Source organism: Achromobacter sp. AONIH1 (assembly GCF_002902905.1).
In the GTDB taxonomy this organism is placed as follows: Bacteria; Pseudomonadota; Gammaproteobacteria; order Burkholderiales; family Burkholderiaceae_B; genus Achromobacter.
In genome coordinates this window covers 1,166,203-1,189,334 of the sequence record NZ_CP026124.1, presented here as the reverse complement: position 1 = coordinate 1,189,334, position 23,132 = coordinate 1,166,203, and the positions used below count along the sequence as shown (strand labels likewise).

Sequence of the window (23,132 nt, the reverse complement as noted above, 5' to 3'; positions counted from 1 at the left end):
GGGTAACTCCGGAGCGCGACGCGGCATGGCGGTGATACTCTGGTCAGCTGTAGTCCGACACAGGCGATCCGGCCAACACGCCATGCCGAAATCACTGCCTCTTTTCCGAGCCGCCGCCGTCACGGCGGCGCTCCTGGTCCTGCAAGGCTGCGGCCCCGGCGGCGCGCCGTCCTATGTGATCTTCGGCGCCTACTTTCCCCGCTGGCTGCTGGCGGGCCTGATCGGCATCGTCGCGGCCCTGGTCGCGCACCGGCTGTTCGTGGCCAAGGCCTGGAACGGCAAGCTGCCCCTGCAACTGTCCGTGTGCTGCGCCATCGGCATGGTCGTGGCCGTCCTGTTCTGGACGCTGGCGACGAGGTGACCCCATGAAACTCGCCGGCACGCGCAAGACTCCCGCCCTCGGCCGCCTGATCGCGCTGGCCATCATCGCGCTGGGCGTGGCCGCCCTGGCCTACGCCTGGCACCGCAGCGCGAACTACCCCGCCACCGACAGCGCCGGCATCGACGCCGACCTGGTCCACATCGCCACACCCGTCGGCGGCCGCCTGGTCGGCCTGCCGGTCAAGGAGAACCAGCGCGTCGCCAAGGGCGATGTGCTGCTGGAGATCGACCCCGAACCCTACCGCCTGACCGTGCAGCAGGCCGAGGCCGACCTCGCCATGGCGCGCGCCTCGCTGGAATCGCGCCGCCGCATGCTGATCTCGGAACGCGCCAATTCCGCCATCGCCGACGAACAGCTGCGCCGCGCCGAGGCCAACCACGCGCTGGCCGCGCGCACCGTCAAGCGGCTGGCGCCGCTGGCGGCACAGGGCTACATCCCGACGCAGCAATACGACCAGTCCCAAGTCACGCTGCGCGACGCCGAGGTATCGCTGAAGCAGGCCCAGCAACAGCAGGCGGCCGCCGCCAGCACCATCGGCGACGAGGCCGAGGCGCAGGCCGCCGTGCAGGCCCGCGAGGCCGCCCTGGCGCGCGCCCGCCACTCGCTGGAACAAACCGTGGTGCGCGCCCCCCACGACGGCTACGTGACCGGGCTGTCGGTGCTGACCGGCGAGACCGTCGCGCCCAGCCAGTCCCTGTTCACGCTGGTGGCGTCGGATGAATGGTTCGCCGTCGCCAACTTCCGCGAAACCGATCTGGCGCAAATTGCCATCGGCGACTGCGCCACGGTCTATTCCATGATCGACCGAGGGCAGGCCATGCGCGGCAAGGTCGTGGGCATCGGCGCCGGCGTGCTCGACGGCGACCGCGTCAACCTGCCGCATTCGCTGCCGCTGGTGCAGCGCTCGGTGAACTGGGTGCGGGTGGCGCAGCGCTTCCCGGTCCGCGTCGAACTCGAGGAGCCGCCGGCGCAGCTGGTGCGCATGGGCGCCAGCGCCGTGGTCGAGATCCGCCATGGACCGGCCTGCCGCTAGGCCCGGCTTCCCGCGCCCGGGCGATCTGGCGCGGCTGCTGGCGCCGTTCCCCGGACGCGGCGAGATGACGCTGCGCCTGACCGTCATCTGCGCGCTGACCGCGCTGGTCGCCAGCGCCTACGGCACGCCGGAAGCGGCGCTGTCGGTCTACATCGCCTTCTTCCTGATCCGCTCGGACCGCGTGCTCAGCGCCATCCTGCCCGCCATGATGCTGCTGCTGGTCTCGGTGATCCTGGGCGTGATCCTGCTGGTCACCACCGCCAGCATCGACTATCCCATTCTGCGCGTCTCGGCCATGGCGCTGCTGTCGGCGGGCTTCCTGTTCCTGGCCTCGGCCAGCAAGCTGCGGCCCATCGGCGCCATCCTGGCGATGATTGTCGGCTTCGGGCTGGACCAGATGGGCCGCGTGCCGATCGGCGAGGCCAGCACCCGCATGCTGCTGTATGCGTGGCTGCTGGTGGCCATCCCGGCCGGCGCGGCCATCGTCGCCGGCCTGCTGCTGGCGCCTTCGCCACGACGCCTCGCCTGTGATCGGCTGGCGCGCCGGCTGAGGCTCGCTGCCGAACGGCTGAGCGGCAGTGCGGACAGCACCCCCGCCTTCGCCCTGACCTTGCGCGAAGGCAACAAGCAGATCCTGACCTGGCTGAAGCTGTCCGCGCTGGAAGGCAGTTCAAGCCGCGCCGACGTGGCCGCGCTGCGCCAGGCCGCCGTCTCCAGCATCGCCATTCTGGGCGCCGTGGATGTGCTGCGCGGCGAGGGCGGCACCGGCCTGCCCGACGCGCTGGCGCGGTCCTTGGCCGGCACGCTGGAGGACATGGCGGCCATGCACGAACAGGGCGGCTATCCCGTCGAGATCGACCTGGCGTTGCCGTCGGTCACGCTGCCCCCGGCCGCGCGCGCCGCCCTCGATGAAATGCACGACGCCATCATGCGCTACGCGGAATCGCCGGATGCGCCCGCTGGAGCAACCGGCGTCTCCGACGCGTCTGCCGCGGGGTCGCCCGCCGCAGGGGCGCCTGCCGCAGGGTCGCCCCCCACGGATGCGTCCACCGCGCCGACCGCGCCCAAGCGCGGCGGCTTCTTCCTGTCCGACGCCGGCACCAATCCCGAACACATCGCCTACGCGCTCAAGACCACCGGCGCGGCGATGTTCTGCTACCTGCTGTACACGCTGCTCGACTGGCCCGGCATCCACACCTGCGTCATCACCTGCTACATCGTGTCGCTGGGCAGCGCCGGCGAGACCGTGCAGAAGCTGCGCCTGCGCCTGGCCGGCTGCGTGATCGGCGCGCTGGCGGGCACGGCCGCCATCGTGTTCATCGTGCCGCACATGGACTCCATCGCCTCGCTGCTGGCGCTGGTGTCCATCGCCGCCGCGCTGTCGGCCTGGATCGCGGTGGGCCCGCCGGCCATCGCCTACGCGGGCTTCCAGATCGCCTTCGCCTTCTTCCTGTGCGTCATCCAGGGCGCCGGCCCGGGCTTCGACCTGACCATCGCCCGCGACCGGACCATTGGCATCCTGCTGGGCAACATGGTGGTCTACCTGATCTTCACGCGCGTCTGGCCGGTCAGCATCGCCGCCAGCGTCGACCGCGCCATGACGGCCCTGCGCGCGCAATGGCGCGCGGTCGCGGCCGGCGGCGCGGCGCGCCATGCCCTGGCCGCCGAGGCGCTGGCCGCCGGCCGCGACGCGCAGCGACAGCTCTCGCTGACCGCCTATGAACCCGCATGGCTGCGACCGCCGCAAGCCTGGCAGGATGCCCGCCGCGACACACTGGCGGCGCTGTCCGCCACGGCCGCGCCGCTGGTCCTGGCCGCCGGCCGCGCGCCAGGCGATGCCGCGCTGCTGGCGCGGATCGACGGCGCGGGCCTGGCCAGTCCGCCATCGCCCCCCCTGCCGGCCACGCGGGGCGACGCGGCGCTGCCCGCCTTGCTTCAGCTGATGGACGCCCGGGCCGCGCGCGCCGTCGCCGGCCCGTCCACCGAACCCACCCAGGAAGCCCCGGCCCATGCCCCTGCCTAAGATGCCGAGCCTGTCCGTCCGCCCATCCTGGCCAATCCCGCTGCCGCGCCTGTCCTGGCCGGCCCTGCTGTTGAGCCTGGCCGGCTGCGCCACCTCGTCGCTGGACCTGGCCCCACCGCGCGCCGACCGGCCCTGGACGCCACCCGTCGACGCCAGCGGCGCCATCGTCTCCGGCCCGGCCCGGCCCGACAGCCCCGACGCGCGCTACGTGCTGCCGGCCAACGCCGCCGCCGGCGCGGTGCCGCAAGACAACGCCATCGATCCCGGCCACGAATACACCTTGGCCGAACTCATCGACCTAGCGCAATCGTCCAATCCGCGCACCCGCATCGCCTGGAACGCGGCGCGCAACGCCGCGCTGGCCACCGGCATGGTCAAGAGCGTCTACCTGCCGCAGCTGGCCGCCACCGCCATGACGGGCTGGCGCCACAGCAACGGCTCCAGCAACATCGGCCTGGGAGACTCCTCCAGCAACAGCAGCACGCACGGCACCGTGGGCGTGCTCTCGCTGCAATGGCTGCTGTTCGACTTCGGCGGCCGGCAGGCGCGCGTGCAGGCCGCCGAACAGGCGACCATCGCCGGCAACGTCGCCCTGACCGCCGTGCACCAGCAGCTGGTCCAGGAGGTCAGCGTCGCCTACCACGGCTATATCGCGGCGCGCGCGCGCACCGTCAACGCGCGGCAGGGCCTGGTCAATGCCGGCACCCTGCTCGATGCTGCCAACGCGCGCTACCGGCAAGGCCAGGGCACCGTGGTCGAGGTGGCGCAGGCGACCCAGAACCGCGAACAGGCCCGGCTGGCCACTGTCACCGCCGACGGAGCCGAACAGGACGCTTATCTGGCGCTGATCACCGCCATGGGCATCTCGCCGCTGGCGCAGCCGCGCATCGCCGCGCTGCCCGATCACGCGCTGTCGCCCGCGCTGGCACAGCCGGTCGAACAGATCATCACCGACGCGCTGGCGCGCCGCCCCGACGTGCTGGCCGCCTACGCGGCCGAGCAGGCCGAACAGGCCAAGGCGCGCGCGGCGGACTCGGACTTCCTGCCCAAGGTCTTCCTGTCCGCGTCGACCTCGCACACCTCGGGGCGCTCGTCCATCACCGCCGTGCCCGCCATCGGCCAGCAGGCCGGCACCGTCAACCTGGACGGCAGCCGTTCCGGCTCCAGCGTCTTCCTGGGCGTGACGCTGCCGCTGTACGACGGCGGCCTGCGCGCGGCGGCGCGGATGCAGGCGCGCAACGACGCCGCCAGCGCCGGCGAACGCCTGACCCGCGCCAAACAGGACGCCACGCGCCAGATCGTCGCCGCCCGCAATGCGCTGCGCTCGGGCATCGCCGCGAACGAGGCCGCCGTCGCGCTGCTGAAAGCCGCGCGCGTCACCTACGACGCCGCGTCCGCCGCCTATCGCAACGGCGTGGGCTCGCTGACCGACGCCACGCTGGCGCAGAGCCAGATGCTGGTCGCGCAGAACGCCTACGCCGACAGCATCGCCAATGCGCGCTCGGCGGCGGCGGTGCTGGCGGTGGCGACGGGCAGGGTGTCGCTGCTGGACGAACGCTAGGACGGCGCGGCCGCTGGTCCGCCCCCTTTAGCTCGCCGTCAGCCCGCCGCGCCTAGAATCGGAAGCTTTCGCCCGCGCCGCGCGACCCGCCATGCCTGCCCCAGACACCTCCGGTCCCAGTCCGTTAGGACGCCCCGCCTTCCTGCATTTCCTCTTCGCGCGCGTGAGCGCGTCGCTGGCCTTCCAGATCGTCTCGGTCGCCGTGGGCTGGCAGATCTACGAACTGTCCGGCAGCGCGCTGGACCTGGGCCTGATCGGGCTGGCTCAGTTCCTGCCGATGGCGGCGCTGACGCTGGTGGTGGGCCACGTGGCCGACCGATACGACCGCCGCAAGATCGTGGCCATCTGCATGGCGGTGGAAGTGCTGGCCACGCTGATGCTGGCGGTCGCCGCGCTGCACGGCCTGGGCGGCAAGCCGCTGATCTACGCCACGCTCATCATCATGAGCTCGGCGCGCGCCTTCGAGGCGCCCACGCTGTCCACGCTGATCCCCGCCGTGGTGCCGCGCGAATGGCTGCCGCGCGCCACGGCCCTGTCCTCGTCGGGCGGGCAGATCGCGCAGATCGCCGGGCCGGCGCTGGGCGGCGTGGGCTACGGCCTGGGCGCGGGCTGGATCTACTGCGTGGCCGCCGCTCTGTACCTGACCGCCTTCGCCGCCGTCGCCAGCATGAAGATCGACAGGACGCCGCCGCGCAAGGAGCCGACCACCTGGCACACGCTGTTCGCCGGCATCACCTTCATCTTCCAGCGCCGGCTGCTGCTGGGCACGCTGTCGCTGGACCTGTTCGCCGTGCTGCTGGGCGGCGCCGTCGCGCTGCTGCCCATCTACGCCAAGGACATCCTGCAGGCCGGCCCCTGGGCGCTGGGCGCGCTGCGCGCCGCGCCCGCCTGCGGCGCCATGCTGATGTCGCTGACCCTGGCGCGGCTGAGCCTGGGCAACCAGGTCGGCCGCCTGCTGTTCAGCGCGCTGATGGTGTTCGGACTGGCCACCACGGTGTTCGGGCTGTCCACCTCCATCCCGCTGTCGATCGCCGCGCTGGTGGTGCTGGGCGCGGCCGACGCCGTCAGCGTGGTGCTGCGCTCGTCGCTGGTGCAGCTGAACACGCCCGACCACATGCTGGGCCGCGTCAGCGCCGTCAACACGCTGTTCGTCAGCGCGTCCAACCAGCTCGGCGAATTCGAGTCCGGCGTGATGGCCGCGCTGGTCGGCGCGGTGCCGGCCGTGGTGATCGGCGGACTGGGCACCGTGGCGGTGGCCGGGTTGTGGATGTGGTGGTTCCCGGAGCTGCGCAAGCTGCGCACGCTGGTTCCGGCCTGACGCCGGGTCGGGCTGGCCAGGTATCGCCTGATTGGCGGTTGCCACGACATGGGCCTTCTGCGTCAAGAAACTCACATATCGCGGTTTGCCTAAGCTGCGATTTATTTGTACGATTTGTACAAAACGTACGGAGCAAACACCATGCGCACCATTACCGCCAGCGAAGCCAGGCAGGAATTCGCAGATGTCATCGAAGCCGCCCGCCGAGAACCCGTCATCATCCAGCGCCAAAAGCGGGATGTGGTGGTGGTCATGTCCGTGGACGAGTATGAACGCCTGGTCCATCTGAACGTGGCGGAATTCCAGCGATTCAGCGACCGGGTGGGCGCCAAGGCGCAAGAAGCCGGCATGACCGAAGACGTGCTGCGGGAATTGCTAGACCGTGAGGACTGACCGCAAGCTGGTGATCGACACCAACCTCTGGATCAGCCGTTTGCTCATGCCCGGCGGCCAAGCCGCCAAAGCCGTGGATCACGGCCTGGCCTGGGGTCTTCCCCTCATGTCGGAAGACACGCTGACGGAATTGGTCGACGTGCTCGCACGGCCCAAGTTCGACCGCTACGTTTCTCTCGCCGACCGACAACAATTCATCCGCCTGCTGGGGGGCATTGTGCGCGTCATTCCCATCACGCAACGCATCACGGCGTGCCGAGACCCCAAGGACGACAAATTCCTGGATATCGCCCTGAACGGCGACGCACGGATGATCCTGACAGGGGACAACGATCTGCTTGAGCTGCATCCGTTCCATGGAATCGAAATTCTGAAGCCAGCCGACTTCCTGAATCGACCGGCCGATTGACCCCGTTGCCCCTCTACTTCTCCAACCCCGCCTTCCTCACCTGACAGGCAATCGCCGTCAGCACCCCGATGCGCCGCAGCGGATCGGGCGGCAGCCAGTTCGGTTTCTCCAGGGCTTCCAGGTCATCCAGCATGGCGCTGCGCTGGCCGGCGATGCGCTCGGCCAGCAGGCGGCCGTGGATCGTGCCCTTGATGACGCCCGCGCCATTGCAGCCAACGGCGGCGTAAAGCCCGGGCCGGACCTCGCCGACGAAGGATGCGCCGTTGCCGGTCAGGGCGGTGGAACCGCTCCACACGTACTCGAAATCATGCGCGGCTAGTTGCGGATAGCGGCGCTGGAACGACGCGCGCAACTGTCCGGCCATGCGCTCCAGCGGTTGCTCGGCCTCGTAGGAATAGGCGCTGCGCACCATGAACCTACCGCCACGGATGCGGCGCAGCGTGGTGCCCAGGCGGTTGGCGGGAATGACGCCCCACTGGTCGCGCTGGCCCAGCAGCGCCTGCTGCGCCGCGTCCAGCACCGGCGTCACGCCCGCGTAGGTGTAGATGGTGACCAGCCGGCTGCGCAGGAAACCCAGCCGCCGCGCGAAGGCATTGTTGGCCAGGATCACGTTGTCGGCGCTGAACGGGCCATTGCGCGTGCGCACGATGTAGGGACCGCCGCCATCCACCGATTCGACCGGATTGTTCTCCATCAGCCAGACGTTGTCCGGCAGCGTGTCGGCCAGTCCGCGAATCAGCGCGGCGGGCTGCACGAAGACGTTGTTCATCGAGTGGTAGCCGAACTGGTAGTAGTCCGTGCCCAGCTGCTCGCGCATCGCGTCGCGGTCCAGCTCGGTGTACGCCACACCCCAGTCGCGATACTGCGCCAGCGACGCGCGCAGGTTCCGGCTGCCCCCCTCGGTGGCGGCGGCGTGGTACTTGCCAGCCAGGTCCCAGCCGCAATCGAAGCCGCCCTGTTGCGACAGCTGCGCCAGCCAGTCCAGCCCGGCCTGGTACATGGCGATCTGCTTGCGCGCGATCTGCAGCGGGCTGTGATGCCCGCTCATGCGCGTGTTGTGGGGCAGGTTGATCAGGAAGCCCGAGTTGCGTCCGGCCGAGCCTTCGCCGGCGCTGCTGGCGTCCAGCACCAGGATGGGTTCCTGCGGCTGCAATTCAGCCAGCCGGCGCGCGGCCGCCAGGCCGGTGTAGCCGGCGCCGATGACCACATGCTTGAAGCGCGACTGCGGCGGCGCGGCCACGCGCGGCGCGCGCGCCGGCAGCATGGCGTTCCAGCCCGAGCCGCTTTGGTAGTGGGGAAAAGTCCGCGATTGCCCTGAGGGGTGAGACATGATGATGGGTTCAGTGTTGCGGTTGGAATAGCGTTCGCCGGCGCGCCGCCGCGCGTCTCATTGGTCGGCGCGCGCCTGCAGGCTGCGCATGACTTCGTTCTGCACGATGCCCCAGATCTGCGACTTCAGCTCGATGTAGCGCGGCGACAGCTGCACGTCGGCATTGCGCGGAAAGGGCAGGTCGTTGGGAATATCGCAAGCCACGCGGCCCGGCCGCGCGCTCATGATGACCATGCGGTTGGACAACAGCAGCGCCTCGTCGATGGAGTGCGTGATGAAGATAATGGTCTTGCCGCTGCGCTCGTAGATGCGCGTCAGCTCTTCCTGCAGCACCTGCCGCGTCATCGCGTCCAGCGCCGCGAAGGGCTCGTCCAGCAGTATCACGTCGGGATCGTTGGCCAGCACCCGCGCGATGGACACGCGCTGGCGCATGCCGCCGGACAGCGCCTTGGGATAGGCGTCCTCGAAGCCCTTCAGGCCCACCATCTCGATGAACTGCTGCGCGGTGGCGCGGCGCTCGGCGGCCGGCACGCCCTTGAGCTTCAGGCCGAAGGCCACGTTCTCGGCCACCGTCAGCCAGGGAAACAGCGCGTACTGCTGGAACACCATGCCGCAATGCGGATCCACGTCGCGCACCTCGCGGCCATTGACCACGATGCGGCCGGCGCTTGGCTGCTCGAAGCCGGTGATCAGGTTCAGCAGCGTGGACTTGCCGCAGCCCGAGGCGCCCAGCACCACCAGGAACTCGCCGCGCTTGACCTCCAGATCCACGCCTTGCAGCGCATGGAAGGAGCCGAAGGACTTGGAGATGCCTTCGAGCGAGATCATCGTGTCGTTCGCCATCGTATCCGCCTTCGTATTCACCGCGACCATGCCAGCACCCTGTTTTCGATGACGCGGAACACCACGTCGGTGATCAGCACCGTGACGCTGATGAGCGCCATGCCCAGCACCACCGTGTCGGTCTGGAAGAATTCCTTGCCGTTCATGATCAGAAAGCCCAGCCCTTCCTTCGCCGCCACCAGCTCGGCGGAGATCACGCAGGTCCAGGACAGCCCCAGGATCACCTTGAAGCCGCTGAAGATCTGCGGCAGGCTGGCCGGCAGGATCACCAGGCGCATCACCTGCGGCCCGCTCGCGCCCAGGTTGCGCGCGGCGCGGATCAGCAGCGGATCGATATTGCGCGTGGCCTCGATCACGTACAGCAGCGCGGGCGCGAAGGTGCCCATGAAGACGATGCTGTACTTCTGCGTCTCGGTGATGCCGAACCACAGCAGCGACAGCGGAATCCAGCTCATCGACGGCAGCGGCCGCAGGAAGGACAGGATCGGATCGAAGGCCGCGCGGGCGCGCCGCGACGTGCCCAGGAAAATGCCCAGCGGGATCGCCAGCGCGGTGGCGGCGGCGAACCCCACCATCACGCGGCGCGCGGACGCCAGGATGTGGGACATCAGGGAACCCTGTTCCCACATGCCCGCCATGCGGGCGTAGACGGAAGAGGGCGGAGGCAGGAACAGCGGGTCCACCCATTGCAGGCGGCACGCGGCCTCCCAGAACAGCAGCAGCGCGATCACGGACACGCTGCTGATCAGCATCAGGTCGGGACGCCGCTTGCGAGTCGGGGCGTTCATCATTCAATTCATTCCAGGCGTTGAAGGTTCAGGTGCGCGAACAACGCGGCGCCAGGCCGGCGCCGCGCGTCCTACAGATAGGCCGGGTCGATCCACTCGCGCACCGGCGGCGCCTTGTCGATCTGGCCGTAGCGCACCATCATCTCGGCCAGCTTCTGCAGGCCGTCGATGTACTTGCCGCCCGGATCCAGCAAACCGCGCTGGTCCGCCGCGCCGTACCAGTCGGCGCCCTTCACCATCGCCAGCTGATCCGCCGGCGCCAGCTTGGTCAGCTCCACCAGCGCGGTCACGGCGCTGTCCGGCTGCGCGCGCAGCTGCTCATTGGCGCGGAAATACGCCTTCAAGAAACGCTTCACCGCGTCCGGGTTTTTCTCCAGGAAGGCGCGGCGCGCCACCAGCACGTCCGGTCCCGGCGTCACGCCGTAGTCGCGGTAGAGCGAGAACTGCGTGTCATCCGCCAGCACGCGCGCGCCCGGCATGGCGCTGATGGCGTTGAACTGCGGCGTCCAGGCCGCCGCCGCATCGATCTGGCCGGACTGGAACGCGGCCGGCATTTCCGGCGCGGGCACGTTCAGCACGGTCACGTCCTTGTCCGCCTTCAACCCGGCCTGATCCAGCAGGTTCAGCACCAGCAGATGCGCGCTGGACGCGAAGGTCACGCCGACCTTCTTGCCCTTCAAATCAGCCAAAGTCTTGACGCCATCGCGCACGATCAGCCCTTCCACGCGGCCGAAATTCTCCGGCACGCCGATGATGGCGAAGTGCTTCGACCCGCGCGCCATCACCGCCAGCGCCGCCGGCGCGGCCGTGACCGCCATGTCGATATTGCCCGACAGCAGGGCGCTGACGCGCGCCGACGTGGTGCCGAACGATTCCCAGCCCACGTCCAGCCCCTCGGCCTTGAAATAGCCGGCCTGGATGGCCAGCCAGGCCGGGTAATGGCCCAGCCAGGCCGAGCCGCCGTAGCGCACGGCCTGCGCGCCCGCCGCCCAGGCGCGGCCGGTCAGCGGCAGCGACAGCGCCGCCGCCCCCAGCGCCACGCCCTGGATGAATCTCCGTCTTGTCTCCTGCATGTCCTTCTCCCTTTGCGTTGTTATGGTCTGGCCGCCCCAAGGCTGACGACGGTCCCGCGGGGGCAGCGTGCGCACCTCAGGCGCGCGACGCGGGGACCGCCTTGATTCACCGATTTCACCCACCGCGATACGCGCGTCATCGGGATCGCGCGGAGCCGGCTTTTTCAGTCAGCAGCGATGCCCTCTTGAGGGGGCCGCCCAGATCGGCGGCGCACAACGCTTCAGGGGTGGGTCCTGCCTTTCAATACAGGCGCATCCGCCGTCCCAGCCACGGCAGCCGCGCGTTGATCTGCGGAAAGATCTCCGTCTCCAGCGCGGTCCGGCTGTACTGCCAGAACGCGTCCGCCATCTCCTCGAACTCGCCCTGCCGCGACACCTGGTGCAGCGTGCGCGCCAGGCCCGGTCCCGGCAGCGGCAGCACCGCCACCTGGTCCAGCCACGAACGCCCCTGCAACAGGCACAGCGGCGTGGTCAGCGCCCAGCCCAGGTTGGCCGCGATCATCGCCATCACAACGTCGCTGGTATCGATCTCCAGGAACGGCGGCGCGGTCACGTTGGCGCGGCGCATATGGCGCTCGATCATGGCGCCGAAATGCGAGCGGCGGCTGAAACGGATGAACGGCGCCGTCTGCGCCAGCTGCCGCAAATCCATGCGCGCGAATTCGTCCGCGCGCGCTGTCGGCGCCACCAGCACGAAAGGCTCGTTCAGGATCGCGCGGCGCGCCAGTCCATCCACATCCTCCAGCGCGTCCGTGGTGACGATGATGTCCACCTGCCTGTTCAGCAGCGCCTGCGCATGGCCGTAGGCCAGCCCCGACCACACCAGCACCTGGCTCGCGCTCTGCGTCAGCCGCTTGACGATGGCCGGCCCCGTCGTGGCCGCGAAGGAATCGATCATGCCGATGCGGATCGCCGGCCGGTTCATCAGGTCGGCCTCGCGCACCTGCGCGATCAACCGGTCCACGTCATCGACGATCTGCCGCGACTGCCGCTGCAACGTCACGCCCGCCGGCGTCAGCCGGTACGGTCGGCGTGAACGGTCCAGCACGCGCATGCCCAGCGTGGTCTCGATCTGCGAAATCGTCTGCGACACCGCCGACTGCGTCACGCCCAGCGCCTCGGCCGCCGCCGACAGGCTGTCGGCACCGGCCACCGCCGCGAAAATACGCAGCATGCGGATATCGAGTCCGGAATCGTTTTTCAGCGCGCCCATGGTGTCTCCTATGAGAAATGCTAAGAATGCCTATCTTTGTGGTCAAAAATATCGGCTTGTTTAAGCAAATCTAATAGTTGGCATTAGGGCGTGTGAAGTGGGCGGATGGCGGAGTGACCGCGAGCCGGTGGGAAAAGAGGGGGGAATTTGCCGACGCCCGCAGGCTCGCGGGCTGGCCTTGGCCGTTGAACCGCGCGTGTTCGGGCCGGGGAAAATCCGGCGATCAGCGACGGGTCACACTGCCGCCAGCCGCTCGACCGTGTCGGGGAATTTCTCGACCAGGCGGATCAGCAGCGCGGCCTGGGCTTTCGGCTTGGCGCGGGCTTGAGCTCCACCTCGTGCGTGCGCAGCGTGTGCTTGCCCGCGCGCGCGTTCGACATCGCGTCGAAGCCTTCGGCGATTTCCGTGTACAGGTTGCGCTTCTTCATCGTCTGGCCTCCAGTTCGGCATGCAGCAGCGCCTGAGCGCATGCGCTTTGGTCGACGTTGAATATACGTAGGCAGCGTAGGAGCATCAACCCGCGACGCATGGCGCATCGTCTGATAATCGCTGGCCCCTGCCGGATTACGGGACCGGCCAGCGCGCACGAACGCGCGCCCGGCCAATGGCTACAGCCGCGCAACGCGCACCTGGACTGGGGCAACAACCTAATCACACTGATACGTCAACCGCGCCCGATCAAACCGGCGCGCGGCGATATCCTCTTCGCGCATCGTCACGTAGTAGGCGCCCGGCTGCGGAATGCCTGCATTCGGATCCGCGCCAATCTGCAGCACCAATCGCCACTCATGCGCGGACGCCATCAGCTTGCGCGCCTGCTCGGTCTGCCAGACCTCGCTGGTGCCGCAATACAGGCCGTTCGCGACCAGCTGGCAGGTTTCCTGCATGCCGCTCTGTATCGTCTGCGGAAAGCCGCCCAGCTGGTGGTTGTCGCGGTCTTCACTGTCCGGCGTGCCGAACTGTTCCAGCCAGTCTTCGTAAGCGTCGCAGCTTTCCTCGTCGTCCAGATCGAAGGCGTCCCAGGACGCGTCGTCGGTCTGGATCGGCGTGTAGACGGTCTGGGCCGAGGCCGGCGCCGCGCGGAACACGCAGGTCCATTCCTCATCGGAGATCGACGACAGCGCTTCCGGCACCGGCGCGCGCACCAGCGCGGCCGCCGGCGTCGCGTCCCACAACACGCGCCAGCCCACCGAGGCGGCGGGCGAGAAGCTCTCGGCCTGTTCCAGGAAGTCGTAGAACACCAGCAGCCGGCCTTCGTTCGGCAGCGCGGCGTCGAAGCCCGCATGCGTCGACAGATCAGCCAGATTGAACTGGCCCAGGAAAGACAGCGGGAACGCCGTTTCCACCGCGTCCGCGCGCCGCCGGTATTCCTCGCTGAACAGCTTGCCCTGGGCGGGCGTCATCCACGAACCCTTCTTCTTCGAATCCGCCAGCGTGCGGTCGGCATTCTGGCGATGCCCCTGCGCGCGCTGCGCCGCATCCGGATAGGCAGGCCGCGTCGGCCAGGCCATGCCCGGCGGCAGATCAGGGCTGCCGCCGATCTTGGTCGCGCCCAGGGGAATCGCGGCCTCGTCGGCGGCGGAGGTGGCCAGCACCAGGGCCGGACGCGCTTGCGCGACCAGGTGCGCGACGACGGTCTCGGGCAGCTCGGTCTCGGCGAGCGACTGGCGCAGGGCGTCCAGGCTTGCGGGGAATGGGGTAGGCATGTCCAGCGAATCCTTCGGGATGAAGCGCAATGCCGTCGCGGCCTCACGCTGCCGGACCGGGCGCTGCGCGAATCACTCAACCGCCGCGGGCAAACCAGGCCAGGCAAGCAGAAGCGGGCCGCGCACGCTCCATCCCGCGGCGGCTTTCGAGTGCGAAGCCGCCATTCTAAGGCGAGGGCATGACGAGACCCGTCACGCCATCCCACAGCAGCTTCGTCGCCGTCACCACCAGCAGCCCGTAGCACAGCCGGTACATCTGCGCCTGGTTCAGCCTGTGATGCAGCCGCCATCCCGCCCATACCCCGACGAAAGCCGCCGGCACGCACAGCGCCACCAGGCTCCAGTAGCCGCGCGACAGCTCGCCCACCGCCAGCCACGGCCCCGCCTTCAGCAGATTGCCGATGGTGAAGAACATGCTGGTGGTGCCGCCGTAGACCTCCTTGGACAGCCCCAGCGGCAGCAGGTACATGGCCAGCGGCGGCCCGCCGGAATGCGCCACCATCGTGGTGATGCCCGACGCGCCGCCGGCCAGCAGCGCCTTGCCGTTGGAACGCGGCCGCGCGACCACCGTGGCGCCGCCGCGCCACCACAACCAGGCGAACAGCAGGGTCGTCAGCGCCATCAGGATTTCCACGGCATGACGATTCACGTGCCGCAACACGAAATATCCCGCGAACACACCCGCCAACAGCCCTGGCAGCAGCCAGAGCAGGTCCGGCCGCGACCAGGTGCGTGGCCGCCAGTAGCGCAGGGCGAATACGTCCATGGCCACGAACAGCGGCGCCAGCAGGCTTCCCGCGGCAATCGGATCCATCACCAGCGCCAGCAGCGGAATGCCGATGATCGCGAAGCCGCCCCCGAACGCCCCCTTCATGAAACCGATCACGCCCACGGCGAGTAGAGCGACTGCGACGACCTGGACATCGAGACTCATGGTGTATGGCGACGAAAATGGACAAGTGGAAACGCGACGACGTGCAACGTTGCTGCGTTGTCGATGCGGCTTTGCGGCATCCTGGCGCCGTGGACTGTGGCGCGGCAGCGTTGTGCGGCGCCATCCTAGACCGGATAATCAGCGCATCCAAATAATCGTCCTGGATACGCTTGCCCATACCCACGTCCCGCTACAAGCAACTGGTGGACCAGTTGGCGTCCGACATCCGCGCCGGGCGCCTGCGCCCCGGCACGCGGCTGCCCACGCACCGCGACCTGGCGGCGCGCGAAGGGCTGGCGCTGGCCACCGCCACGCGCGTCTATGCCGAGCTGCAAGCCATGGGGCTGGTCAGCGGCGAATCGGGCCGGGGCACCTTCGTCAAGGAAGCCCTGCCGCGCGGCCACGGCATCGACCTGCGCGCCTGGAACGACGATACCGCCGAACTGGCCTTCAACTCGCCGACGCTGCCCGGCCAGGCCGAGCTATACCGCGCCGCGCTGCGCCGGCTGGCCGAACACGGCGATCCCGGGGCGCTGCTGCGCTACCGCCCGCACGGCGGCAGCGACGCGGAACGGGCCACAGCCGCCACGCACCTGGCCCGCCGCGGCTTCGACGCCGACGCCGACTCGACGCTGCTGGTCAGCGGCGCGCAGCACGGATTGACGCTGGCCGCCATGGCCCTGTTCGAACCCGGCGACGTGATCGCCGTGGACGCCCTGACCTACCCTGGCTTCAAGCTCGCCGCCGAATGCGCTCGACTGGAGCTGGCGGCCGTTCCGGCAGCGGCTCCCGCCGCGGACGCCGCGGCCAACGACGGCGGCGGCATGGACCTGGACGCGCTGGCCGAGCTATGTCGCCGGCGGCGCGTGCGCGGGGTCTACACCATGCCCACGCTGCACAACCCGCTGGGCTGGGTTGCCGGCCCGGCCTGGCGCGCGGCGCTGGCCGCCATCGTCCGCCAACACGGACTGACACTGATCGAAGACGGCGCCTACGCCTTCCTGGCCGACAAGGCCCCGCCCGCGCTGGCGGCGCTGGCCCCCGAAGCCACCGTCCACGTGACCAGCCTGTCCAAGAGCGTGGCCACCGGCCTGCGCGTCGGCACGCTGCACGCCCCGCGCGCATGGATCCCCCGGCTGGAACGCGCCATCCGCGCCACCACCTGGAACACGCCCGCCACCATGACCGCCATCGTCTGCGGCTGGATCGAAGACGGCACCGTCGCCCGCCTGGAAGCCGAGAAACGCCGTGACGCCCGCCAGCGCCAACAGATCGCCGCCGAGATCCTGGGCCACCTGCGCCCCGTCAGCCATCCGGCCTCGTACTTCACCTGGTTGCCGCTGGCGCAGGAAGTGCGCGCCGACACAATCGCCATGGCCCTGATGCGCGAACGCATCTCCGTCTCCACCGCCCATCCCTTCGCCGCCACGCCGCACGTGCCGCACGCGATCCGGCTGGCGCTGGGATCGGTCGGCCTGGACGCGCTACAGCGAGCGCTGGAGGCGGTGGCGCGGGTGGTCGCAGACCAGACCGACCGCTAGCGCCAGGACGCCGGCGCGCCAACGCGCTATAACTGGCCGCTGTCCCCATTGCAGACGGACACAATTGGCAAATGGTTGTCCGACGCGAAGCGCGACGGCTCATTAAGATGGCGTCGCATATCGCGGCATGCCGTGGCGGAGCCAACACCGGCGTCATGAACCCGCCCGCCGCGTGCCTCTCAACGCAGGCCCAAGAGCAGATCTTCCATCCATGAAAACCATACGGAAAGCCCGCCTCACCCCCCGCGCCGCGCTGTTGCGCACCACGATGGCGGGCCTGGCCGCGTCGGCCCTGGCCGCCGCCTTCAGCCCGGCCGCGCAGGCGCTGAAACCCGCCAGCGACGCCAAGCAGCAGGCCACCGCCACCGCCGTCGCGCCGCCCGACGTGCGCACCGTGATGCAATCGATCTACCAGGTCGACGGCCAGGGCAAGGATTCGTATGAAGTCGCCAATGGCAGCGTCGCCACCTATTGGTACGGCCACGCCTTCGAGCTGAACGGCACGCGCTACTTCACCGGCTTCACCTGGGACACCCGCGAGCGCTACGGCAAGCCCGGCGAGGACGACGCCGGCCCCGACACCCAGGTCAATCTGGCCGAAGCCACCTACACGCTGACCGGCTCCACGCCCGACAAGCCCTGGCAGTTCCGCGGCATGACAAACACCATCGGCAACTTCGGCGCCTACGAAAAGCCCGAGTTCGTCGACCCCAAGCGCAAGCCCGTCGAATATCGCACGCCGGCCGGCAAGCTGGTGCTGGCCGTGCCCACCGACGGCTTCGACAACGGCACCAGCTTCACCGGCTACGCGCTGTTCGTCTTCAACCCCGGACCGCGTGACGAGGTCAAGGACAAGGTCTGGACCTACGTGGGCAGCGTCAACACCGGCAGCGACAACAGCGCGGCCTGCGCCGACGGCGACGTCATGCCCTGCGTCAGCAGCCAGGGTGAACTGAGCTTCGCCGCGCACGGCGGCAGCGACATGCCCCGCATCAGCATCAAGGTCAGCGGAACCACCATCACCGGGCCGGGCAAGACCCGCCAGCTCGGCGCGGCCGACACTGTCACCTACCACTACGACGCGGCCGGCAAGAAGTACGCCAGCCAGTAAGCGGCATCGCCGGCGCGGCCGTTCAGTACCGCGCCGGCCGACACGCAAGACGGGATGGGCATCACCCGCGATGCCCATCCCGTCATTGCATCCACCCCGTCAAAACGCCGTGCTACAGTCGGCCGTCCTTCCTGTCGCGGAGCGGAGCATGAGCCCCCAGACCCCGGTTTTCGATCCATCACGTACCGCCTTGCTGGTCATGCATTACCAGACCGACATCATGGAACTGTTCCCGTCGGTCGCCTCCGCCTTGCTCTCCAATACCCGACAGCTGTGCGACGCCGCGCGGCACGCGGGCGTGGCGGTCTACTTCGCCAAGATCCATTTCAGCCCCGGCTACCCGGAAGTCAGCCCCTTGAACAAGAACGGGCAGGGCATCAAGCAGCTGGGCCTGTTCGTGCACGACCGCATCTCGCCCGAGCTGGGGCAGCGCGACGACGAACCGCTGATCATCGCCCACCGCGCCAGCGTGTTCTACGGCACCGATCTGCAAGTGCGGCTGTCGGCGCAAGGCATCGACACGCTGATCCTGGTCGGCGTCGCGTCCACCGGCGTCATGCTGTCCACCATCGCGCACGCCAGCGACGCGGACTACCGGCTGTATAGCGTCAAGGACTGCTGCTACGACCCGGACGCGGTGGTACATGAACACCTGTTCGCCACCGCCTTCGAATCGCGCTCCACGGTGCTGTCGCTGGCGGACGCCCTGGCGCTGCTGCGCTGACCGCCCCTGGCCCGCGCGCACCGCAAGCCCGCCGGAGACACGCATGGAGACCATCGAAGGCCAGACCTTCCTGATGAGCTACGACAAGGGCGGTTCGCACTTTCACGACCTGCACCTGCGCGATTGCACCTTCGACAACGGCGCGCTGTCGATGGTGAAGCATCCCAAGCGCATGTCACGCGTGCGCAACCTGCGCCTGAGCCAGTGCAGCGCCATCAACTCGATGATCAAGCCTTGCGTCTTCGAGGACGTGCTGGTCGAAGACCTGTCCACCAACCCCATCCTGCTGGTGTGGGCCTCGTTCTTTCGCCGGGTCACGCTGCGCGGCAAGATCGGCAAGATCAATCTCAACCTCGTGCCTGAGGCCTTTTGCACGGACGCCGCCATCCTCGATCAATTCGCGCAGGCGCGCGCCGCGTTCTATGCCGAGACCGACTGGGCGCTGGACATCAGCGAGGCCAAGCTGCTGGGGCTGCGTTGCGAGGGCGTGCCGCTGCATCTGATCCGGCGCGATCCGCAGACGCAGGTCATTCTGGACAAGCAGGGCCGGTATCGCGGGCAGCAGGTGCTGGACCAGGGCTTCGCACAGGCGTTTCCCGTGACGGACAGCGTGCTGCGCGGTTTCGATGAATCGGACACGCAGTCCATGCTGCTGGCCGCCTCGCTGGGCGCGCCGAAAGCGCGGCGCGAGCAAGAGCAGGGCGCGATTGCCGAGCTGCGCAAGCTGGGGTTCGTGGAAGACTGAACGTCGCGCGCCAGCTTCGAGTCCTGCACGTGACATGACACAGGATGACGGACGACAGCTGCAATATTGGCAAGCGCCGCACAGAGTAGACTGATCCCCTGTCTCCCCGATCGAGTCCCTTTCCATGCTAGTCAAAGCCATACATGCCGGCCTGGCTCAAATCATCCTGCTGGGCGACGCCCTGACCCGGCCGCGCCCGCAACAGCGCTCGGCGCAAGGCCAGGCCAAGGTCAACGCCGAAGCGGCCCAGCTGTCGCTGTATCAATTCCACGCCTGCCCGTTCTGCGTCAAGACGCGGCGCGCCATGCGCAGGCTGAACGTGCCCATCACGCTGCACGACGCCAAGCGCGATCCCGAAGCGCGCGCGCGGCTGCTGGCAGGCGGCGGCAAGGTGAAGGTGCCGTGTCTGCGCATCGACGACGCGCAAGGCACGCGCTGGATGTACGAGTCCAATGACATCATCGCCTACCTCGAACAACGCTTCGCGGGCGTGGCCTGACAGGAGTTCATGGGGCATGATGCGCCGGACTTGTCTTTACCTCGTCAGCTTGGGCGCCGCAATCGCGCTGGCCGGCTGCGACGACTCGTCGCTGGACCCCGCGCCGCCGGGATCGAAACTCAACGCCGAGACCATCGCCACGCGCGACACGCCGCCTGAGTTGCAGTTCAAGGGCACGCTGGCGGGGCAGCCCGTGCATCTGCTGATGCATAAATGCAAGGTGTACAAGGTCGAACCGGGCGCGGGCGAGAACGTGAAGTGGACGCTGGTGCTGGAAGGCGACTCGTCTCTGCTGCCGACCGTCTGCGTTCAGCAATCGCTGACCGAGAGCAAGGGCGTGGTGACCGCGTTTATTGGAAGGCAGGCGTTTGGAGCGGGAGGGTGTTGCACGGGGACGCCGGAGTATCGCTCCAGGGATGGGGTGAATTGGAAGCCGCGTTGAGTGTGGGCTTGCTGTTCACGGAACCCTCAGAGGCAGGCCGGCTCCTGCCACTCGGCTATTGAATCGATATCGGCGCGCTGTACGTTGTACCGGCTTCCTGGCCTCCATCAACGACGGCTGTCCGTGCGGACCTACGCCAGCCAGCGTTTTCCGTCTTTGTGATTAGCAATAAGGCAACAACATGCAGGTCATCGTGCGAGATTTTGTAGAAACCGACCGGGAAGCTCTGCGTCAGCTATTTGTTGTGTCCCGCGACGCCGCTTTCTCGTGGGCTGCCATTGGCATCCATAAGCTTGAAGACTTTGATGTGAGCACCGCAGGTGAGAGGATTCTGGTGGCAGAGCATTCGTACCATCCCATCGGCTTTGCGTCTGTATGGCAGGATGACAGCTTCTTGCACAACCTATTTGTTCACCCTCGGTATCAGGGACTCGGTGTAGGAACGATGCTGTTGGCGGGCTGCGACAAGTACTTTTCCGGCACACCGACACTGAAATGCCTCAAGGCCAATGAGCGCGCCAAGCAGTTCTATCAGTCTCAGGGGTGGCGAGTACGTAGTGAAGCCGACGGTCCGGAAGGCCCGTATTTCCTTATGGAGGCCGACCCGCGCCAGCAGGTCTAGCTCCAGTCTTCGGCTCCGAGTTTTCACCTGGTGCCGCGCGGTTTTCTCAGGGCGCATCCGCTTGGGCGAATCGGCTAACGCAGCGCTGCAACATCGACGGTGCTTGCCTTGCATGCCCGCACCAGCTCTGGGTCATGGCTGGCAAACAACACGACGCGATCCTTGCCCCACGCCATGAATAGCTCGGCCAACACCGCGCGACCCCGCGCATCGAAACCATTGCTGGGCCCATCCGCAATCACCACCGCCGGATCCCCCAGCGCCGCCGCCGTCACAAACACCTTCCGCCGAGTCCCCGTCGACATCTGCTCGAAGCGCTTATCCAGATGCGGCTCCAGCCCCAGGTCATAGGCCAGCTCCAACGTGGCCTGATCCAGCGCCACGTTCTTGTCCGCCGCCACCTCCTCCAGCAAGCCGCGCCCCGTCATCTCGGGAAACAGCAGGCAGTTGTCCGGCACATAAGCGAGACGCGCCTTGGCCTGCGTCGGCGCATGGAGCATCGAGTGACCGTCGATCCACACATCCCCGCTATCCGGCGTGATCACGCCCGCGATGATGTTCAGCAGGCTGGATTTGCCGGTGCTGTCTTCTTCGCATAGCGCCACGCAGCCGGGCGTGAAGGTATGGGTCAGGCCCTGGAAGACGAGGTAGTCGCCGTAGCGTTTGCTGAGGTTTTCGATTCGTAGCATGTGGGGGAGTTTATGCAGGAACACCAAAGACGAAAGCAGAGAGGCTCGCCTCCGTGAAGGATCGGGTCAAGGAGCAGCTCAAAATCAGACCAATTCAGCTCATTAAAGCTCATAAATGGCTTTTTCTTGAGCTGATTACTGCTAAATTGAGCTGATTCGACTTGGCTTGATCACATCATGACCGTTCGCGAAGACATACTCCAGATACTCCGCGCCCGCCAATGGGAAGCGCGTCCGTGGCTGAGTTCCAGCGAGCTGGCCGTCGACATCGACACCAGCTGGTCCACCGTGAAGCGTCAACTGGACGCCCTGCTCAAAGCCGGCATGGTGATACGCGAGGGGCGCGGCCGAGCCACTCGCTACAAGATCGCGGACCCGGCGGCTATCTGGGCATTCCCGGCGCCCGACAACGCGACTCGGCTGGCTGAACCGGCGCCCATGGCCAACAGGATGCTCTGGTCAGAGCAGGGATTGGCATTGCTGGCCCATCTCCGGCAACCGCTGGCATCGCGCACGCCGGTAGGCTATCAGCGCAGCTTCGTGGACGATTACGTTCCGAACCAGAGTTCCCTGTTGCCACCCGCTCTGGCTCAGGCCTTGGCCGACGAAGGGCGCATGCAGGGCCAGCAACCTGCCGGCACGTATGCGCGCCGCGTGCTGGAACCGCTGTTGCTTGACCTATCCTGGTCATCCTCACGGTTGGAAGGCAACCGGTATTCGCTGTTGGCCACGCAAGAGCTCTTCAAGCGCGGCACGGCAGACAATGACCTGGACGCGATCATGCTGCTCAATCACAAGGCCGCCATCGAGTTCATGGTCGATGCCGTGCCCCTGCACGGCCTGACGTCTGCTGTCATTGGCAATCTGCACACGCTCCTGATGGAGCATCTGTTGGCTCACACCGACGGTCTGGGTCATGTCCGCCGTACCGTGGTCAACATCCGCGACACAACCTACATCCCTATCCAGGCGCCCGCGCTGCTGCAGGAAATGCTCGATCGCATCGTGGATAAGGCACGGCTGATCAAGAATCCCGTGGAAGCGGCGTTCTTTCTCTGGGTGAACCTTGCTTACCTGCAACCCTTCGAGGACGGCAACAAGCGCACCAGCCGCTTGTCGGCCAACATTCCGCTGATGCTCTACAACTGCGCGCCGCTGTCCTTCCTGGACGTGGAGGCGCAGGACTACGCCTACGCCATGATGGGCGTCTACGAGCGCGGCGATGTCGCGCTCGCGGTGGATCTGTTCACCTGGTCTTATCGGCGCTCAATTCGTAAATACACCGTTCAGCTCGATGCGGCGGGCGTGCCGGATCCCGTGCGGCTGCGGTTTCGAGAGAAGCTGAACCAAGCGATCAGCCGGGTGGTGCGTGCACGGCAGACTGCCGATACGGCGGTGGCGGCGCTGGCCTTGTCTGAAGACGATGCGCGCGTGTTTCGTCCGATGTTGGCGGAAGAGTTGCGGGTGCTGGATCTGTATAACTGCGCGCGGTATCGATTGGCGATGGAGCAGGTGCAGGAATGGATCGAGGCGGGGCGACCGCAGTAACGTTCATTTTCGTCATATCGCGCAGCCGGCAAGGGCCAGCCTTGTTGTTGGCTACCTTCCTTGCCATGCCATAGCAGTTAACACCAAAGCGCCGGACAGTGCATGGAAAGTTGCCGCTTTTCTTGCCGGTTTCTCTCACCCATTCATTCGGTTCACGTCCGACACGCAGCCGCGTTCAGGAACAGAATCCAGTCACCCAAAAACA

At 67.6% G+C, this 23,132-nt stretch carries 24 protein-coding genes; 15 read left to right on the top strand and 9 right to left on the bottom strand.

Going from position 1 to position 23,132, the window contains the following annotated elements; genetic code table 11:
- Window positions 1-82: 82 nt before the first annotated feature.
- The 7 genes from C2U31_RS05500 (at window position 83) to C2U31_RS05470 (ending at window position 7,119) form a co-directional block, all read left to right on the top strand.
- Window positions 83-361, top strand: coding sequence for a hypothetical protein (locus tag C2U31_RS05500; RefSeq protein ID WP_103271916.1), 279 nt, complete (start codon window positions 83-85; stop codon window positions 359-361).
- Window positions 362-365: 4 nt separating this feature from the next.
- Complete coding sequence (mdtN, locus tag C2U31_RS05495; protein WP_103271915.1) at window positions 366-1,415, top strand: multidrug transporter subunit MdtN; 1,050 nt, start codon at window positions 366-368, stop codon at window positions 1,413-1,415.
- Complete coding sequence (locus C2U31_RS05490) at window positions 1,396-3,438, top strand: FUSC family protein (protein WP_103271914.1); 2,043 nt, start codon at window positions 1,396-1,398, stop codon at window positions 3,436-3,438. The genes mdtN and C2U31_RS05490 overlap by 20 nt, the downstream gene beginning before the upstream one ends.
- A gap of 1 nt (window position 3,439) precedes the next feature.
- On the top strand, window positions 3,440-4,999 hold the full coding sequence (locus C2U31_RS05485) for a TolC family protein (RefSeq protein ID WP_369869780.1): 1,560 nt from the start codon (window positions 3,440-3,442) through the stop codon (window positions 4,997-4,999).
- 91 nt (window positions 5,000-5,090) lie between these two features.
- Entirely contained in the window at window positions 5,091-6,317 is a 1,227-nt protein-coding gene (locus C2U31_RS05480; protein ID WP_103271912.1) for an MFS transporter, read from the top strand.
- A gap of 141 nt (window positions 6,318-6,458) precedes the next feature.
- A complete protein-coding gene (locus C2U31_RS05475; protein WP_103271911.1) occupies window positions 6,459-6,710 on the top strand; it encodes a type II toxin-antitoxin system Phd/YefM family antitoxin in 252 nt (83 codons plus the stop codon).
- A 10-nt stretch (window positions 6,711-6,720) separates the two neighbouring features.
- On the top strand, window positions 6,721-7,119 hold the full coding sequence (locus C2U31_RS05470; RefSeq protein WP_233772655.1) for a putative toxin-antitoxin system toxin component, PIN family: 399 nt from the start codon (window positions 6,721-6,723) through the stop codon (window positions 7,117-7,119).
- Between the two features lie 13 nt (window positions 7,120-7,132).
- Here C2U31_RS05470 and C2U31_RS05465 read toward each other — a convergent pair whose 3' ends face one another.
- The 8 genes from C2U31_RS05465 to C2U31_RS05430 all read right to left on the bottom strand — a co-directional run bounded on the left by C2U31_RS05465 (window position 7,133) and on the right by C2U31_RS05430 (window position 15,006).
- Entirely contained in the window at window positions 7,133-8,449 is a 1,317-nt protein-coding gene (locus tag C2U31_RS05465) for an FAD-binding oxidoreductase (RefSeq protein WP_103271909.1), read from the bottom strand.
- 57 nt (window positions 8,450-8,506) lie between these two features.
- A complete protein-coding gene (locus C2U31_RS05460; RefSeq protein ID WP_103276268.1) occupies window positions 8,507-9,277 on the bottom strand; it encodes an ABC transporter ATP-binding protein in 771 nt (256 codons plus the stop codon).
- A gap of 32 nt (window positions 9,278-9,309) precedes the next feature.
- Window positions 9,310-10,080, bottom strand: a complete 771-nt coding sequence (locus C2U31_RS05455) for an ABC transporter permease (RefSeq protein WP_103276267.1) — start codon at window positions 10,078-10,080, stop codon at window positions 9,310-9,312.
- A gap of 71 nt (window positions 10,081-10,151) precedes the next feature.
- Window positions 10,152-11,153: an ABC transporter substrate-binding protein gene (locus C2U31_RS05450; protein WP_103271908.1), complete on the bottom strand. Its 1,002-nt coding sequence runs from the start codon at window positions 11,151-11,153 to the stop codon at window positions 10,152-10,154.
- A gap of 241 nt (window positions 11,154-11,394) precedes the next feature.
- Window positions 11,395-12,366 carry a LysR family transcriptional regulator gene (locus tag C2U31_RS05445; RefSeq protein ID WP_103271907.1) on the bottom strand — a complete coding sequence of 324 codons (972 nt, stop codon included), beginning with the start codon at window positions 12,364-12,366 and terminating at the stop codon, window positions 11,395-11,397.
- A 287-nt stretch (window positions 12,367-12,653) separates the two neighbouring features.
- A complete protein-coding gene (locus C2U31_RS05440) occupies window positions 12,654-12,794 on the bottom strand; it encodes a hypothetical protein (RefSeq protein WP_369869744.1) in 141 nt (46 codons plus the stop codon).
- 219 nt (window positions 12,795-13,013) lie between these two features.
- Window positions 13,014-14,072 carry a YwqG family protein gene (locus C2U31_RS05435; RefSeq protein ID WP_158658319.1) on the bottom strand — a complete coding sequence of 353 codons (1,059 nt, stop codon included), beginning with the start codon at window positions 14,070-14,072 and terminating at the stop codon, window positions 13,014-13,016.
- Window positions 14,073-14,238: 166 nt separating this feature from the next.
- Complete coding sequence (locus C2U31_RS05430; RefSeq protein WP_103271905.1) at window positions 14,239-15,006, bottom strand: sulfite exporter TauE/SafE family protein; 768 nt, start codon at window positions 15,004-15,006, stop codon at window positions 14,239-14,241.
- Window positions 15,007-15,182: 176 nt separating this feature from the next.
- On the opposite strand from C2U31_RS05430, the gene C2U31_RS05425 reads away from it, so the two are divergent.
- From C2U31_RS05425 to C2U31_RS05395, 7 genes are all read left to right on the top strand, one after another.
- Window positions 15,183-16,547, top strand: coding sequence for a PLP-dependent aminotransferase family protein (locus C2U31_RS05425; protein WP_103276266.1), 1,365 nt, complete (start codon window positions 15,183-15,185; stop codon window positions 16,545-16,547).
- Between the two features lie 211 nt (window positions 16,548-16,758).
- Window positions 16,759-17,658, top strand: coding sequence for a hypothetical protein (locus C2U31_RS05420; protein ID WP_103271904.1), 900 nt, complete (start codon window positions 16,759-16,761; stop codon window positions 17,656-17,658).
- A gap of 148 nt (window positions 17,659-17,806) precedes the next feature.
- Window positions 17,807-18,382 carry an isochorismatase family cysteine hydrolase gene (locus tag C2U31_RS05415; protein ID WP_103271903.1) on the top strand — a complete coding sequence of 192 codons (576 nt, stop codon included), beginning with the start codon at window positions 17,807-17,809 and terminating at the stop codon, window positions 18,380-18,382.
- Window positions 18,383-18,425: 43 nt separating this feature from the next.
- The gene (locus C2U31_RS05410) at window positions 18,426-19,127 is read left to right on the top strand and encodes a hypothetical protein (protein WP_103271902.1); all 702 of its coding nucleotides are present in this window, start codon (window positions 18,426-18,428) and stop codon (window positions 19,125-19,127) included.
- Between the two features lie 124 nt (window positions 19,128-19,251).
- Window positions 19,252-19,626 (top strand): glutathione S-transferase N-terminal domain-containing protein, encoded by a 375-nt coding sequence (locus C2U31_RS05405; RefSeq protein WP_103271901.1) that lies wholly within the window; start codon window positions 19,252-19,254, stop codon window positions 19,624-19,626.
- A gap of 16 nt (window positions 19,627-19,642) precedes the next feature.
- Window positions 19,643-20,068 carry a hypothetical protein gene (locus tag C2U31_RS05400; protein ID WP_103271900.1) on the top strand — a complete coding sequence of 142 codons (426 nt, stop codon included), beginning with the start codon at window positions 19,643-19,645 and terminating at the stop codon, window positions 20,066-20,068.
- A gap of 181 nt (window positions 20,069-20,249) precedes the next feature.
- Window positions 20,250-20,690 carry a GNAT family N-acetyltransferase gene (locus C2U31_RS05395; protein WP_103271899.1) on the top strand — a complete coding sequence of 147 codons (441 nt, stop codon included), beginning with the start codon at window positions 20,250-20,252 and terminating at the stop codon, window positions 20,688-20,690.
- Window positions 20,691-20,764: 74 nt separating this feature from the next.
- Here C2U31_RS05395 and C2U31_RS05390 read toward each other — a convergent pair whose 3' ends face one another.
- Window positions 20,765-21,379, bottom strand: a complete 615-nt coding sequence (locus C2U31_RS05390; protein ID WP_103271898.1) for an ATP-binding cassette domain-containing protein — start codon at window positions 21,377-21,379, stop codon at window positions 20,765-20,767.
- A gap of 177 nt (window positions 21,380-21,556) precedes the next feature.
- Here C2U31_RS05390 and C2U31_RS05385 point away from each other — a divergent pair, with 177 nt between their 5' ends.
- Window positions 21,557-22,927 (top strand): Fic family protein, encoded by a 1,371-nt coding sequence (locus C2U31_RS05385; protein ID WP_103271897.1) that lies wholly within the window; start codon window positions 21,557-21,559, stop codon window positions 22,925-22,927.
- The last annotated feature ends 205 nt before the right edge of the window (window positions 22,928-23,132 follow it).

Bases quoted from the DNA above. Each gene is read 5' to 3' on its own strand.
- C2U31_RS05500 (WP_103271916.1), top strand. From the start codon at position 83: ATGCCGAAATCACTGCCTCTTTTCCGAGCCGCCGCCGTCACGGCGGCG.
- mdtN (WP_103271915.1), top strand. From the start codon at position 366: ATGAAACTCGCCGGCACGCGCAAGACTCCCGCCCTCGGCCGCCTGATC.
- C2U31_RS05490 (WP_103271914.1), top strand. From the start codon at position 1,396: ATGGACCGGCCTGCCGCTAGGCCCGGCTTCCCGCGCCCGGGCGATCTG.
- C2U31_RS05485 (WP_369869780.1), top strand. From the start codon at position 3,440: ATGCCGAGCCTGTCCGTCCGCCCATCCTGGCCAATCCCGCTGCCGCGC.
- C2U31_RS05480 (WP_103271912.1), top strand. From the start codon at position 5,091: ATGCCTGCCCCAGACACCTCCGGTCCCAGTCCGTTAGGACGCCCCGCC.
- C2U31_RS05475 (WP_103271911.1), top strand. From the start codon at position 6,459: ATGCGCACCATTACCGCCAGCGAAGCCAGGCAGGAATTCGCAGATGTC.
- C2U31_RS05465 (WP_103271909.1), bottom strand. From the start codon at position 8,449: ATGTCTCACCCCTCAGGGCAATCGCGGACTTTTCCCCACTACCAAAGC.
- C2U31_RS05460 (WP_103276268.1), bottom strand. From the start codon at position 9,277: ATGATCTCGCTCGAAGGCATCTCCAAGTCCTTCGGCTCCTTCCATGCG.
- C2U31_RS05455 (WP_103276267.1), bottom strand. From the start codon at position 10,080: ATGAACGCCCCGACTCGCAAGCGGCGTCCCGACCTGATGCTGATCAGC.
- C2U31_RS05450 (WP_103271908.1), bottom strand. From the start codon at position 11,153: ATGCAGGAGACAAGACGGAGATTCATCCAGGGCGTGGCGCTGGGGGCG.
- C2U31_RS05445 (WP_103271907.1), bottom strand. From the start codon at position 12,366: ATGGGCGCGCTGAAAAACGATTCCGGACTCGATATCCGCATGCTGCGT.
- C2U31_RS05440 (WP_369869744.1), bottom strand. From the start codon at position 12,794: ATGAAGAAGCGCAACCTGTACACGGAAATCGCCGAAGGCTTCGACGCG.
- C2U31_RS05435 (WP_158658319.1), bottom strand. From the start codon at position 14,072: ATGCCTACCCCATTCCCCGCAAGCCTGGACGCCCTGCGCCAGTCGCTC.
- C2U31_RS05430 (WP_103271905.1), bottom strand. From the start codon at position 15,006: ATGAGTCTCGATGTCCAGGTCGTCGCAGTCGCTCTACTCGCCGTGGGC.
- C2U31_RS05420 (WP_103271904.1), top strand. From the start codon at position 16,759: ATGAAAACCATACGGAAAGCCCGCCTCACCCCCCGCGCCGCGCTGTTG.
- C2U31_RS05415 (WP_103271903.1), top strand. From the start codon at position 17,807: ATGAGCCCCCAGACCCCGGTTTTCGATCCATCACGTACCGCCTTGCTG.
- C2U31_RS05410 (WP_103271902.1), top strand. From the start codon at position 18,426: ATGGAGACCATCGAAGGCCAGACCTTCCTGATGAGCTACGACAAGGGC.
- C2U31_RS05405 (WP_103271901.1), top strand. From the start codon at position 19,252: ATGCTAGTCAAAGCCATACATGCCGGCCTGGCTCAAATCATCCTGCTG.
- C2U31_RS05400 (WP_103271900.1), top strand. From the start codon at position 19,643: ATGATGCGCCGGACTTGTCTTTACCTCGTCAGCTTGGGCGCCGCAATC.
- C2U31_RS05395 (WP_103271899.1), top strand. From the start codon at position 20,250: ATGCAGGTCATCGTGCGAGATTTTGTAGAAACCGACCGGGAAGCTCTG.
- C2U31_RS05390 (WP_103271898.1), bottom strand. From the start codon at position 21,379: ATGCTACGAATCGAAAACCTCAGCAAACGCTACGGCGACTACCTCGTC.
- C2U31_RS05385 (WP_103271897.1), top strand. From the start codon at position 21,557: ATGACCGTTCGCGAAGACATACTCCAGATACTCCGCGCCCGCCAATGG.